The sequence below is a fragment of the Shigella sp. FC1567 genome (genome assembly GCF_001743015.1).
GTDB lineage: Bacteria > Pseudomonadota > Gammaproteobacteria > Enterobacterales > Enterobacteriaceae > Escherichia > Escherichia coli.
In genome coordinates, this window is record NZ_MIIV01000038.1 from 1 (window position 1) to 12313 (window position 12313).

Genomic DNA, 12313 nt, shown 5'->3' on the forward strand with positions numbered 1-12313 from the left:
GCCGGAATGGCCTTCCAACCGTGTTGACGAACTCCTGCCATGGAACGTAGCACTCACCAATAAATAAGCGTCAATACGGTGCTCCGTTGACGCTTACGAAACTGCTGGGATAACAGCCCAATGGAACGCTTCTTCAGGAGTCTGAAGAACGAATGGATGCCGGTGGTGGGTTACGTAAGCTTCAGCGAGGCAGCTCACGCCATAACGGACTATATCGTTGGATATTACAGCGCACTAAGACCGCACGAATATAACGGTGGGTTACCCCCAAACGAATCGGAAAAGCGATACTGGAAAAACTCTAACTCGGTGGCCAGTTTTTGTTGACCACTTCACCCCTTCTCATTCAGGCCACGGATAATGGTGGTGTACAGACCATCCTGCGTGCTCAGTGACGGCGGGAATGAAGTTTCAATCGGACGAACAACGACCACGCCAGAATTCAGATCGGTGTGCTCATTCAGGAGATCGATTTGCCAGTCAACAAAGGCGCGCAGGAAGTTACCTTCACCAAACTGAATGATACGTTCTGGATACTGTGCACCGGGAATATCGCGACGATTTAGTGTTTTCACAATGGGTTCCCTTCTGATTAGTCATACAACCCGCTTGAATTGGTGCGACAGGTTAGCAAAATTTAATACGCCGAACCCCTGTTTTGATCAACTCCTGATGATTAATGAGCAGTTTTATGAGAAAAGTGTGGCGCGGATCATGGTTTAATCGAGGAAATACGCCTTTTCCTGGATCATAAAGTGGTAGAACACATTGCATTCAAATCGCGCGGAATGAATAAAGATGTCAGACAACTTCCTCACCGTAACGCATAGTGCTGGTACGGTTGCGCCCATCTTTCTTCGAGCGATACAGACACGTATCGGCTTCGACCATCAATTTATTAAAATCATCGGTCAGCGTTCGGTACGATGCGCGACCACTACCGACGCCAATACTTACCATGAGATAAAGCGTTTTTTGTTGCCAGGTGAATGGTTGCAGTTCAACGCCTTTACGGATTTTTTCCGCCATTAGCAGACCATCGACAGGATTCACCGACGGCACTGCAACAGCAAATTCTTCGCCGCCCATGCGCGCCACCAGCCCCTTATCACCGACAATCTTCTGAATATGCCGGGCAAACACGCTTAACACTTTATCGCCACATTCATGTCCATAGTTATCGTTAATGCTTTTGAAATAGTCGATATCAAGCAGCATGACCGTCAGATGTTGTGTCTGTTTCAGCGATGGACTTTTCAGCGCCTCATAAAGACCGGACCGTGAGTAAACCTGAGTCAGAAAATCAAAGTCGGCTCGCAGCGCAACTTGCTTCATTAGCGAATTGATCGCTGCCACGCTAAAAGAAACCATAATTGGGCATATCGCCATCGTGGCAATACCGAGACGTGCGGAGAACATTTCCGGAATGGAGAACGGCGAACCGACCGAGATATCAATCACCGAATTTGCCACCAGTACGATTTCCACCGCACCGGTGACAAAGGTCAACAGACATGTTACCTGCGGCGTATAGCGCACTGCACACCAGATTAATGCAGGCAGCGGGAACGCCAGACTCCCCGCTCCGCCAATGACTACCGAGGCAATAACCGACACAATAAGCGCGATGGCGGGCATCATCTGTTCTGCTTTAAAGCGCGGCAGCACTCCAGGAATAGCCAACGTCAGCATACAAGGCACGATCAACACGCCCGTTGAGAATTGCTCACTGAACCAGTCCGCAAGCAAAGGCCAGAAATCCAGACTATCAATACTGACCGAACCAATCGCCCCGACAATAGCGCATAATAATGCGGCAATCAGACAGTAATTAAATAGCCGTAAGGCACTTACTGGCTCATACTTATTTTTCCCCAGACGCTTATCCCGCACGACCAGTAAGGCGACGGTAACAATAAACATCATATTGGAGAAATTGATAACCAGTGAAACCAGTCCCCATTCGGTGGTTATGGCATCATAAACCAGCATCGCCACATAACTGATCGCATAGTAATGCAGTCGATTAAGCCAGACATAGCGGGCAAACACCCCCGCCATTACGCCATTCAGCGGCCAGAAAAGAGAAAGTTCGTGAACCAGCCGTAACTCTGCAACAATAAAATAGAACAGCGTGGTTAGCGCAAAAATAGCGATGCTATTACGTAGCAGATGACCTTCCTGGAACAAACGGAAAGTTGAAATGGGGTGTACATGCATTAATTATCTGTCCATACAATTGCGGGTGGCAATTATCTCAACGTAATAAGTAAATTCTCATAAAGGATAGCATGTTCGCTAACAGCGGCGGCAAATAAAGGTACCCTGGGAATGCTATTTTATCGTTTTCCGCAATTCTCATGGCTGATTCATCTGTACAACCAGCCAGTGATAGATTACCGCCACGATATAACGTTGTTGTTCTTCGCTTAACGAAACACCCTGCGGAATGTTATGCCACTTAGCCAGACAACCGCGACAGCAGGTCGCGGTGGCGTGCTGAGCGATAAACACCGGATGCCCGCGCATGGGTGTTTGCTTACCGTCATTAGCCGGTAATGCCGGAGCAAGACGTTTAGCGACAAAATCCGCCGCATGTTGTTCGATGACTGGCGCGCCTTTCTCCAGGCAATACTGACGCTCTTTCATGCCCAGACGAAAGCGAGAGCGAAATTTTGAACGGGATAAACGCGCGAAGAGTGGATCGAGAGACTGCATTAATAAACCGAACGCCCTAACTGTTTCGTCAATTGTTCAAGGACGGCGATACCCGCAAGCGAGTTACCTGCATCATCCAGTTCCGGACTCCAGACAGCGATGGCCATTTCATGCGGAACAATCGCCACAATACCGCCACCAACGCCAGATTTCGCCGGTAGCCCCACCCGCCAGGCAAACTCCCCCGCGTTCTGGTACATACCACTGGTCGCCATCAGCGCGTTAATTTGCCGCGCCTGCATTGGCGTCACCACAGGTTCATCAATATGAATAGCTTTCCCCTGATTAGCCAGAAAGACAAACGTCCGGGCCAGCTCTACACAGCTCATTTTCAGAGCGCAGTAATGAAAGTAGTTTTGCAGAACGGTTGTCACGTCATGATGGAAATTGCCAAACGACTTCATCAGCCAGGCGATAGCCGCATTTCGCGCAGAATGTTCAAATTCGGAACGCGCTACCACCGTATCGTATGAAATATCAGACACACCGCTTAAGCCGCGCACGACTTCCAGCATACGTTGCCGTGGTGCGCTTAATCGCCCTTGCAACATATCGCAGACCACCAGCGCACCAGCATTAATAAACGGATTACGCGGAATACCCTGCTCCATTTCCAGTTGCACTAAAGAATTGAACGGTGATCCAGACGGATCTTTGCCGACGCGTTGCCAGATTTCCTCTTCGGAGTAATGACGCATGGCGACAACGAGACTCAGCACTTTGGAAATAGACTGAATGGAAAAACGTTCTTGCGCGTCTCCGGCCTGAAAAAGCTGTCCGTCAACGGTACAGATAGCAATACCCAATCGGGAACCGTCTACTGTAGCCAGCGCCGGAATATAATCCGCGACTTTACCCTGACCAATGAGCGGCCGCACTTGCCGCAAGATGTTTTCTAAAATTGCATTATCCATGGCGACTGCCACTTTCTACTCCTGGACCGCAGGTCTGAAAAGACCTGCGAGTATATCAGAGCTGAATATGTCGCGTCAGATCCGGTCTTTCCACACCGTCTGGATATTACAGAATTCGTGTAAGCCGAAATGGGAAAGCTCACGACCAAAGCCACTCTTTTTCACGCCACCAAAGGCCACTCGCGCGTCGCTGGCACAATAACCATTGATAAACACCCCACCGCATTCCAGACGTGCCGCCATCTGTCTGGCCTGTGTTTCGTCGGTGGTAAAAATGGTCGCTGAAAGGCCGAACTCACTATCATTAGCCAGTTCCAGCGCATGTTCTGCATCTTTCGCAACGGTGATTGCCGCAACAGGGCCAAACATTTCTTCCCGAAACGCGGTCATTTCTGGGGTAACATTCGCCAGAACCGTTGGCGGATAGTAGTTACCTGCCCCAGCCATCTTTTCCCCGCCCAGTAACAAACGCGCACCCTGCGCCAGGGTTTTCTCCACCTGATGATGCAGCTCATCACGTAAATCAAAACGAGCCATTGGTCCGAGAGCGTTCTCTTCATCACGGGGATCGCCCATTTTCAAGGCTGCCGCAGCTGCCACAAAACGTTCGGTAAATGCAGAAGCAATTCCCTCTTCGATAATAAAGCGTTTTGCCGCTGCACAAACCTGTCCGGTATTCTGATAACGTCCGGCTACCGCCGCTTTAACCGCCAGTTCCAGATCGGCATCGTTAAGCACAATAAATGGATCCGAACCGCCCAGTTCCAGTACGCATTTTTTCAGTGCCGCTCCAGCCTGTGCGCCAATAGCCGCTCCCGCACGAACACTTCCGGTCACCGTGACAGCAGCAATGCGCGAATCTTTAATCATTTGACTGACACCGTCGTTGTCGGCATTCAGCCAGCCATATACGCCTTGCGGGATTCCCGCATCTTTAAACACCTGGGCAATGAGCTGAGCACAGCCCATCACATTCGGCGCATGTTTAAGTAAGTAGCCGTTACCTGCAAGAATGATGGGAACCGCGCCACGCATCACCTGCCATAACGGAAAGTTCCACGGCATAATCGCCAGAATCGTCCCCAACGGTCGATACTCAATAACTGCCTGCTGATTTTCCACCAGCGTAGGTTCCGCCTTCAGCATTGCCGGACCATGTTCTGCATACCAGTCACACAAATTCGCCGATTTCGCCACTTCAGCGCGCGCCTGATTGATTGGTTTGCCCATTTCACGGGTGATCATTTGCGCCATTTCTTCGCTACGGGCGCGCAGAGCCTTACCGATACCACGCAGTTTTTCAGCACGATAATCTATATTTGTCTCGCGCCAGTCGCGAAAGCCTGCTGCCGCCAGCTGAAGTGCGTTTTCGATATCGTTAGCGCCAGCCCACGGCAGCACAGAAAGTTGTTCACCCGTGGCAGGATTTATCGAAATTGCATGAGTTGCCGGAGTAATGGTCATCGGGGTATCTCCTTTATGAGTCATGGTATGAAGATACGCAGATTTACTCTTGCTTTAAAATGAATAATATTAAGCCACTTATTCACGAATCGAGAATATTATGGATCTGACCCAACTGGAGATGTTCAACGCGGTTGCCGAAGCTGGCAGCATAACCCAGGCAGCAGCAATAGTGCTTCGCGTGCCGTCGAATCTCACTATCCGTCTACGCCAGCTGGAAACAGAACTGGGGGTAGATCTGTTTATTCGCGAGAATCAGCGTTTACGTCTCTCTCCTGCCGGGCATAACTTTTTACGCTATAGCCAACAAATTCTCGCGTTAGTGGATGAAGCGCGGAGCGTTGTCGCTGGCGATGAGCCGCAAGGTTTATTTTCTCTTGGTTCGCTGGAAAGCACCGCAGCAGTGCGCATTCCGGCCACGCTGGCGGAATTCAACCATCGTTATCCCAAAATTCAGTTTTCACTTTCCACCGGCCCTTCCGGCACTATGCTGGAAGGAGTGCTGGAGGGAAAACTGAATGCGGCATTTATTGATGGGCCCATTAACCATACTGCCATTGACGGGATACCGGTATACCGCGAGGAGCTGATGATCGTCACGCCACAAGGTCATGCGCCAGTAATCCGCGCCAGTCAGGTTAACGGCAGTAACATTTATGCCTTCCGCGCCAATTGTTCGTATCGTCGCCACTTCGAGAGCTGGTTTCATGCTGACGGTGCCGCTCCGGGAACTATTCACGAGATGGAGTCGTATCACGGGATGTTGGCCTGTGTGGTCGCAGGAGCAGGCATTGCGCTTATTCCACGCTCTATGCTGGAAAGTATGCCGGGGCATCACCAGGTTGAAGCGTGGCCGTTAGCTGAGCAATGGCGTTGGTTAACAACCTGGCTGGTCTGGCGTCGTGGTGCGAAAACGCGTCCGCTTGAGGCATTTATTCAACTACTGGATGTGCCTGACTCGGCAAAACAGGGTTACCAATGAGCTATTTTTGATAGTTCTTGCAGCTCAAATGCCCTATATAGTGATGTTCCGATGACTTATGACTATATGGGGCAAATATGGTTACGCCAGTAAGCATCAGTAATTACATATTTCTTCCTGATGATTTTCCCGTACGTAATATTGCACCTCAGGTAAAAGAAGTTTTAAAGAATTTTATTGATGCACTCAGTACCATAATATGTGATGAAGAGTGGCGCACGTCTTTAAACACCAACTCAGCCACAAAAAAGATATTTAACAACCTTGATAACTTATCATATATTCAGAGGACTTCTTTTCGGGGTAACGACACACTATACAATGAAAAGGTTCAGTTTAAACTCACTTATCCCGTCAAGAATGGAAGACACAAAGAAAATATTGAATTTCAGGTAGTAATAAATTTAAACCCTATTTATTTAGATAATTTTCGCCATGATGGAGAAATTAATATTTTTGCGCTCCCAACCCAAAGCCTGTCACTATGGGGCGCGTATTTCACACCGGCGTCGAGCGTGTGCTCTTTCTGTTTCTGAATGATTTTATTGAACAATTTCCAATGATCCACCTTGGCGTCCCCATCAAAAAAGCGCATACACCACATATTGAACCCCTGCCTCCGGATCACCATACCGCTGCAGATTACTTACGCCAGTTTGATTTGCTTGTCCTGAATTTTATCTCTCGCGGTAATTTTGTCATACTCCCCCGATTATGGAGTAACTCTGAGGTTCACAGATGGTTCGTCAATAAAGATCCTAACTTGATCACCGCCATTCTCGACATAACAGACGGCGAATTAAAAGAGGATTTATTGCAAAGCCTGATGGATTCATTAGGTTCTAACAAACATGTACTACCCGAAGTCTGCATCTGCTTTTTATCCCTTTTAGCAGAACAAGAATCTCCTCATTTTCAGGACTTTTTTTTATTTTTCGCCAATATGTTATTGCACTATCACCAATTTATGAATCCCAATGAAAGTGATCTGAATGACGTGTTGATGCCAGCATCATTAAGTGATGATAAAATTATCAAGCATATGGCGCGCAGGACCCTCAAACTGTTTGTAAAAAATGAAACGCCGCCAAAAGTTACTCACGAAGACCTGGTGAAAAACAGGCCTCGCTCCCCTGTCAGACCACCTATACCCGCAACCGCCAAAACGCCAGACCTCCCTGAACGTCATTAAACCGTGATGTTACCGACTCTCTGACGCGGAACAGAATCAGCGTCAGAGAAACGGAAAACGCGATCCAGATCACAAATGCATTGTATTCACATCATTAACCGTTTTAAGATCATTTCATCACTTTTTCGCAACTCACCCGATAATCTGTTATGACAACAAACACTGTTTCCCGCAAAGTGGCGTGGCTACGGGTCGTTACGCTGGCAGTCGCCGCCTTCATCTTCAACACCACCGAATTTGTCCCTGTTGGCCTGCTCTCTGACATTGCGCAAAGTTTTCACATGCAAACCGCTCAGGTCGGCATCATGTTGACCATTTACGCATGGGTAGTAGCGCTAATGTCATTGCCTTTTATGTTAATGACCAGTCAGGTTGAACGGCGCAAATTACTGATCTGCCTGTTTGTGGTGTTTATTGCCAGCCACGTACTGTCGTTTTTATCGTGGAGCTTTACCGTTCTGGTGATCAGTCGCATTGGTGTGGCTTTTGCACATGCGATTTTCTGGTCGATTACGGCGTCTCTGGCGATCCGTATGGCTCCGGCCGGGAAGCGGGCACAGGCCTTGAGTTTAATTGCCACCGGTACAGCACTGGCGATGGTCTTAGGTTTACCTCTCGGGCGCATTGTGGGGCAGTATTTCGGTTGGCGAATGACCTTCTTCGCGATTGGTATTGGGGCGCTTATCACCCTTTTGTGCCTGATTAAGTTACTTCCCTTACTGCCCAGTGAGCATTCCGGTTCATTGAAAAGCCTCCCGCTATTGTTCCGCCGCCCGGCATTGATGAGCATTTATTTGTTAACTGTGGTGGTTGTCACCGCCCATTACACGGCATACAGCTATATCGAGCCTTTTGTGCAAAACATTGCGGGATTCAGCGCCAACTTTGCCACGGCATTACTGTTATTACTCGGTGGTGCGGGCATTATTGGCAGCGTGATTTTCGGTAAACTGGGTAATCAGTATGCGTCTGCGTTGGTGAGTACGGCGATTGCGCTGTTGCTGGTGTGTCTGGCACTGCTGCTACCTGCGGCGAACAGTGAAATACACCTCGGGGTGCTGAGTATTTTCTGGGGGATCGCGATGATGATCATCGGGCTTGGTATGCAGGTTAAAGTGCTGGCGCTGGCACCAGATGCTACCGACGTCGCGATGGCGCTATTCTCCGGCATATTTAATATTGGAATCGGGGCGGGTGCGTTGGTAGGTAATCAGGTGAGTTTGCACTGGTCAATGTCGATGATTGGTTATGTGGGCGCGGTGCCTGCTTTTGCCGCGTTAATATGGTCAATCATTATATTTCGCCGCTGGCCAGTGACACTCGAAGAACAGACGCAATAGTTGAAAGGCCCATTCGGGCCTTTTTTAATGGTACGTTTTAATGATTTCCAGGATGCCGTTAATAATAAACTGCACACCCATACATACCAGCAGGAATCCCATCAGACGGGAGATCGCTTCAATGCCACCCTTGCCCACCAGCCGCATAATTGCGCCGGAGCTGCGTAGGCTTCCCCACAAAATAACCGCCACCAGGAAAAAGATCAGCGGCGGCGCAACCATCAGTACCCAATCAGCGAAGGTTGAACTCTGACGCACTGTGGACGCCGAGCTAATAATCATCGCTATGGTTCCCGGACCAGCGGTACTTGGCATTGCTAGCGGCACAAAGGCAATATTGGCACTGGGTTCATCTTCCAGCTCTTCCGACTTGCTTTTCGCCTCCGGTGAATCAATCGCTTTCTGTTGCGGAAAGAGCATCCGAAAACCGATAAACGCGACGATTAAGCCGCCTGCAATTCGCAGACCGGGAATCGAAATGCCAAATGTATCCATCACCAGTTGCCCGGCGTAATACGCCACCATCATGATGGCAAATACGTACACCGAGGCCATCAACGACTGACGATTACGTTCGGCACTGTTCATGTTGCCTGCCAGGCCAAGAAATAACGCGACAGTTGTTAATGGGTTAGCTAACGGCAGTAACACCACCAGCCCCAGGCCAATTGCTTTAAACAAATCTAACATTGGTGGTTGTTATCCAGTGTATCTGGGTTATCAGCGAAAAGTATAAGGGGTAAACAAGGATAAAGTGTCACTCTTTAGCTAACCTTGCATCGCATTGACCAAAACTTGAACCGATTTAGCAAAACGTGGCATCGGTCAATTCATTTATTTGACTTATACTTGCCTGGGCAATATTACCCCCTGCAACTAATTACTTGCCAGGGCAACTAATGTGAAAAGTACCAGCGATCTGTTCAATGAAATTATTCCATTGGGTCGCTTAATCCATATGGTTAATCAGAAGAAAGATCGTCTGCTTAACGAGTATCTGTCTCCGCTGGATATTACCGCGGCACAGTTTAAGGTGCTCTGCTCTATCCGCTGCGCGGCGTGTATTACTCCGGTTGAACTGAAAAAAGTGTTGTCTGTCGACCTTGGAGCACTGACCCGTATGCTGGATCGCCTGGTCTGTAAAGGCTGGGTTGAAAGGTTGCCGAACCCGAATGATAAGCGCGGCGTACTGGTAAAACTTACCACCAGCGGCGCGGCAATATGCGAACAATGCCATCAATTAGTTGGCCAGGACCTGCATCAAGAATTAACAAAAAACCTGACGGCGGACGAAGTGGCAACACTTGAGCATTTGCTTAAGAAAGTCCTGCCGTAAACAAAAAAGAGGTATGACGATGTCCAGACGCAATACTGACGCTATTACCATTCATAGCATTTTGGACTGGATCGAGGACAACCTGGAATCGCCACTGTCACTGGAGAAAGTGTCAGAGCGTTCAGGTTACTCTAAATGGCACCTGCAACGGATGTTTAAAAAAGAAACCGGTCATTCATTAGGCCAATACATCCGCAGCCGTAAGATGACGGAAATCGCGCAAAAGCTGAAGGAAAGTAACGAGCCGATACTCTATCTGGCAGAACGATATGGCTTCGAGTCGCAACAAACTCTGACCCGAACCTTCAAAAATTACTTTGATGTTCCGCCACATAAATACCGGATGACCAATATGCAGGGCGAATCGCGCTTTTTACATCCATTAAATCATTACAATAGCTAGTTGATAACGTGACAACGTCACTGAGGCAATCATGAAACCACTTTCATCCGCAATAGCAGCTGCGCTTATTCTCTTTTCCGCGCAGGGCGTTGCGGAACAAACCACGCAGCCAGTTGTTACTTCTTGTGCCAATGTCGTGGTTGTTCCCCCATCGCAGGAACAACCACGTTTGATTTAAATCACATGGGTACTGGCAGTGATAAGTCGGATGCGCTCGGCGTGCCCTATTATAATCAACACGCTATGTAGTTATTGTCAGGCTCTGATCACAGAGCCTGACATCTCCGTAATATCTTCCTCAAGTCTCAAATATTTTCGCCATTGTTGGCGATGAGATCCCGATACCAGTAAAACGACGCTTTACGTATCCGTTCCAGCGTTCCCTTCCCTTCGTTGTCTTTATCGATATAAATCATTCCGTAGCGCTTTTTCATTTCCCCTGTTCCGGCAGAAACCAGGTCAATGCAGCCCCACGGGGTGTAGCCAATTAAGTCAACACCATCTTCAACTACGGCTTTTTTCATTTCCCGAATATGGGAAGCAAAGTAATCAATGCGATAGTGATCGTTCACCGTGCCGTCAGCTTGTCTCTGGTCAACCGCACCAAATCCATTTTCGACAATAAACAGCGGCAACTGGAAATGATCCCAGAACCAGTTGAGTGAATAACGTAGCCCTGCCGGATCAATTTGCCATCCCCATTCGGATGTATCGATATAAGGGTTGCTGACCAAATCTCGTGGTTCAACATAATCCAGTTGCGGGTTATCGGGCGAAAATTGTGTCGTAAAAGACATGTAGTAGCTAAAGCCGATAAAGTCGACACAACCACTGGCAAGAATCGCGTTATCTTCTGGTGTGATATCGAGGTTGAATCCTTTCCTGGCAAAGTAATTCAGCATATGTTGCGGATAATATCCACGAGCATGAACATCAGTAAACCAGTAACGACGATGCATTGCTTTCGTGGCCATCATCATATCGTTGGGTACACACGTCAGAGGATAGATGGGATACATGGCGATCATACAGCCAATGTTAAATTCAGGATTGATCGATTTTCCAGTCTGTACCGCCAGGGCACTGGCAACTAACTCGTAATGTACCGCCTGGTACATTATTTGTTCGCGCTCATTGATATCTTCCTCTGGCGAATACAAGATACCGGAATTAGTAAATGGACACAGGCTTTCGCTGAAATTCACCTGATTATTGATTTCGTTAAACGTCATCCAGTACTTTACTTTTTCTTTATAGCGCGTGAAGACCGTTGATGCGAAGCGGATAAAAAAGTCGATCAGTTTACGGTTTCGCCAGCCACCATATTTTGTCACCAGATGATAAGGCATCTCAAAATGTGAAAGCGTCACCACAGGTTCCATTCCCTGCTTAAGGCATTCATCGAACAGATCATCATAAAATTGTAAACCCTCTTCATTCGGCTCCTGTTCGTCACCTTGCGGAAAGATTCGTGTCCAGGCAATGGAAGTTCGAAAGCATTTGAATCCCATCTCGGCAAATAACTGAATATCTGTTTTATAGCGATGATAAAAATCAATTGCTTCATGATTGGGATAATTAAGCCCGTCGATAACGCCTTCTGTCACTTCACGCGGCACCCCGTGAGCGCCAGCAGTCATCACATCAGCGATACTGATGCCTTTTCCTCCTTCATTCCAGCCACCTTCCAACTGATGCGCGGCTACCGCGCGCCCCATAAATGAAGTGGTCAACAAAAACTGGCCACCGAGTTAGAGTTTTTCCAGTATCGATTTTCCGATTCGTTTGGGGGTAACCCACCGTTATATTCGTGCGGTCTTAGTGCGCTGTAATATCCAACGATATAGTCCGTTATGGCGTGAGCTGCCTCGCTGAAGCTTACGTAACCCACCACCGGCATCCATTCGTTCTTCAGACTCCTGAAGAAGCGTTCCATTGGGCTGTTATCCCAGCAGTTTCCGCGC

Annotated in this window: 12 protein-coding genes and 4 pseudogenes; 8 read left to right on the forward strand and 8 right to left on the reverse strand. The window is 48.4% G+C overall.

The window, feature by feature from the left end:
* Together BHE85_RS28335 and BHE85_RS03250 are read left to right on the forward strand one after the other, a co-directional pair.
* Positions 1-67: hypothetical protein (locus BHE85_RS28335; protein ID WP_371261907.1), on the forward strand; the 67-nt coding region annotated here is incomplete at its 5' end.
* Between the two features lie 23 nt (positions 68-90).
* Positions 91-327: pseudogene (locus BHE85_RS03250) on the forward strand (integrase core domain-containing protein); the annotation flags it as partial.
* A gap of 8 nt (positions 328-335) precedes the next feature.
* On the opposite strand, the pseudogene BHE85_RS03255 reads toward BHE85_RS03250, so the two are convergent.
* The 5 genes and pseudogenes from BHE85_RS03255 to sad all read right to left on the reverse strand — a co-directional run.
* Positions 336-575, reverse strand: a pseudogene (locus tag BHE85_RS03255) (mannitol dehydrogenase family protein); the annotation flags it as partial.
* Positions 576-801: 226 nt separating this feature from the next.
* Entirely contained in the window at positions 802-2220 is a 1419-nt protein-coding gene (locus BHE85_RS03260; RefSeq protein WP_039064145.1) for a sensor domain-containing diguanylate cyclase, read from the reverse strand.
* A gap of 138 nt (positions 2221-2358) precedes the next feature.
* The gene (locus BHE85_RS03265) at positions 2359-2718 is read right to left on the reverse strand and encodes a DUF4186 domain-containing protein (RefSeq protein WP_001191027.1); all 360 of its coding nucleotides are present in this window, start codon (positions 2716-2718) and stop codon (positions 2359-2361) included.
* Positions 2718-3644: a glutaminase B gene (gene glsB, locus BHE85_RS03270; protein ID WP_000257409.1), complete on the reverse strand. Its 927-nt coding sequence runs from the start codon at positions 3642-3644 to the stop codon at positions 2718-2720. Before glsB ends, BHE85_RS03265 begins: the two co-directional genes overlap by 1 nt.
* 63 nt (positions 3645-3707) lie before the next feature.
* Entirely contained in the window at positions 3708-5096 is a 1389-nt protein-coding gene (gene sad / locus BHE85_RS03275) for a succinate-semialdehyde dehydrogenase (RefSeq protein WP_001296740.1), read from the reverse strand.
* Between the two features lie 100 nt (positions 5097-5196).
* Between sad and ptrR the strand changes: the two genes are divergently transcribed.
* The 3 genes and pseudogenes from ptrR (at position 5197) to ydeA (ending at position 8610) form a co-directional block, all read left to right on the forward strand.
* The gene (gene ptrR / locus BHE85_RS03280; protein ID WP_000366476.1) at positions 5197-6078 is read left to right on the forward strand and encodes a putrescine utilization regulator PtrR; all 882 of its coding nucleotides are present in this window, start codon (positions 5197-5199) and stop codon (positions 6076-6078) included.
* A 77-nt stretch (positions 6079-6155) separates the two neighbouring features.
* A pseudogene (yneK, locus tag BHE85_RS26680) lies at positions 6156-7270 on the forward strand (putative protein YneK).
* A 149-nt stretch (positions 7271-7419) separates the two neighbouring features.
* On the forward strand, positions 7420-8610 hold the full coding sequence (gene ydeA, locus BHE85_RS03295) for an L-arabinose MFS transporter (RefSeq protein ID WP_000210799.1): 1191 nt from the start codon (positions 7420-7422) through the stop codon (positions 8608-8610).
* Positions 8611-8634: 24 nt separating this feature from the next.
* On the opposite strand, the gene marC is transcribed toward ydeA, so the two are convergent.
* On the reverse strand, positions 8635-9300 hold the full coding sequence (marC, locus tag BHE85_RS03300; protein WP_000885033.1) for an NAAT family transporter MarC: 666 nt from the start codon (positions 9298-9300) through the stop codon (positions 8635-8637).
* A gap of 211 nt (positions 9301-9511) precedes the next feature.
* Here marC and marR point away from each other — a divergent pair, with 211 nt between their 5' ends.
* From marR to marB, 3 genes and pseudogenes are all read left to right on the forward strand, one after another.
* Complete coding sequence (gene marR / locus BHE85_RS03305; protein WP_000843419.1) at positions 9512-9946, forward strand: multiple antibiotic resistance transcriptional regulator MarR; 435 nt, start codon at positions 9512-9514, stop codon at positions 9944-9946.
* A gap of 19 nt (positions 9947-9965) precedes the next feature.
* Positions 9966-10349, forward strand: coding sequence for an MDR efflux pump AcrAB transcriptional activator MarA (marA, locus tag BHE85_RS03310; protein WP_000091199.1), 384 nt, complete (start codon positions 9966-9968; stop codon positions 10347-10349).
* A gap of 31 nt (positions 10350-10380) precedes the next feature.
* Positions 10381-10598, forward strand: a pseudogene (marB, locus tag BHE85_RS03315) (multiple antibiotic resistance protein MarB).
* A 56-nt stretch (positions 10599-10654) separates the two neighbouring features.
* On the opposite strand, the gene BHE85_RS03320 reads toward marB, so the two are convergent.
* On the reverse strand, positions 10655-12067 hold the full coding sequence (locus BHE85_RS03320; RefSeq protein ID WP_128832469.1) for a 6-phospho-beta-glucosidase: 1413 nt from the start codon (positions 12065-12067) through the stop codon (positions 10655-10657).
* A gap of 11 nt (positions 12068-12078) precedes the next feature.
* On the reverse strand, positions 12079-12313 hold a 235-nt coding region (locus tag BHE85_RS03325), incomplete at its 5' end, for an integrase core domain-containing protein (RefSeq protein ID WP_146627965.1).

What these genes read in the sequence shown, in the direction of transcription:
- BHE85_RS03260 (WP_039064145.1), bottom strand. Translation starts at nt 2,220, where the DNA reads ATGCATGTACACCCCATTTCAACTTTCCGTTTGTTCCAGGAAGGTCAT.
- BHE85_RS03265 (WP_001191027.1), bottom strand. Translation starts at nt 2,718, where the DNA reads ATGCAGTCTCTCGATCCACTCTTCGCGCGTTTATCCCGTTCAAAATTT.
- sad (WP_001296740.1), bottom strand. Translation starts at nt 5,096, where the DNA reads ATGACCATTACTCCGGCAACTCATGCAATTTCGATAAATCCTGCCACG.
- ptrR (WP_000366476.1), top strand. Translation starts at nt 5,197, where the DNA reads ATGGATCTGACCCAACTGGAGATGTTCAACGCGGTTGCCGAAGCTGGC.
- ydeA (WP_000210799.1), top strand. Translation starts at nt 7,420, where the DNA reads ATGACAACAAACACTGTTTCCCGCAAAGTGGCGTGGCTACGGGTCGTT.
- marC (WP_000885033.1), bottom strand. Translation starts at nt 9,300, where the DNA reads ATGTTAGATTTGTTTAAAGCAATTGGCCTGGGGCTGGTGGTGTTACTG.
- marA (WP_000091199.1), top strand. Translation starts at nt 9,966, where the DNA reads ATGTCCAGACGCAATACTGACGCTATTACCATTCATAGCATTTTGGAC.
- BHE85_RS03320 (WP_128832469.1), bottom strand. Translation starts at nt 12,067, where the DNA reads ATGGGGCGCGCGGTAGCCGCGCATCAGTTGGAAGGTGGCTGGAATGAA.